The organism is Ensifer sp. ZNC0028, from assembly GCF_000799055.1.
In the GTDB taxonomy this organism is placed as follows: Bacteria; Pseudomonadota; Alphaproteobacteria; order Rhizobiales; family Rhizobiaceae; genus Ensifer.
This window is the reverse complement of the sequence record NZ_JTLA01000238.1, coordinates 1-266: the sequence shown is the minus strand read 5'-3', so window position 1 is coordinate 266 and position 266 is coordinate 1. Positions and strand designations below refer to the sequence as shown.

Sequence of the window (266 nt, the reverse complement as noted above, 5' to 3'; positions counted from 1 at the left end):
GCAACCGCGCCAAGGGCTATGCGGTGTCGGCGATCAAGGCCGGCGTGCGGCTGCAGGGCTTCGATGCCGGTCCGGTGCGTGCGCCGCTGAAAGACTTGACCGAGGAGGAAGTCGCCATGCTCGACGCGCTGATCGGTGCGAACAAGCGTCGGAAATGAGTGCGTCGCGAGGATAGCCCATGAAGATCGTCGCCGTCCGAACCCATCTTCTCGAACATCGACTGGCCGTGCCGTTCGAAAGCGCCTCCATGCGTTTTGACCGTCGCG

1 pseudogene is annotated in these 266 nt (G+C 63.9%); it reads left to right on the top strand.

Annotation, left to right across the window (positions count from 1 at the left end):
• Nucleotides 1-158 (top strand): annotated as a pseudogene (locus L981_RS35735) (5-dehydro-4-deoxyglucarate dehydratase); the annotation flags it as partial.
• Nucleotides 159-266: the final 108 nt, after the last annotated feature.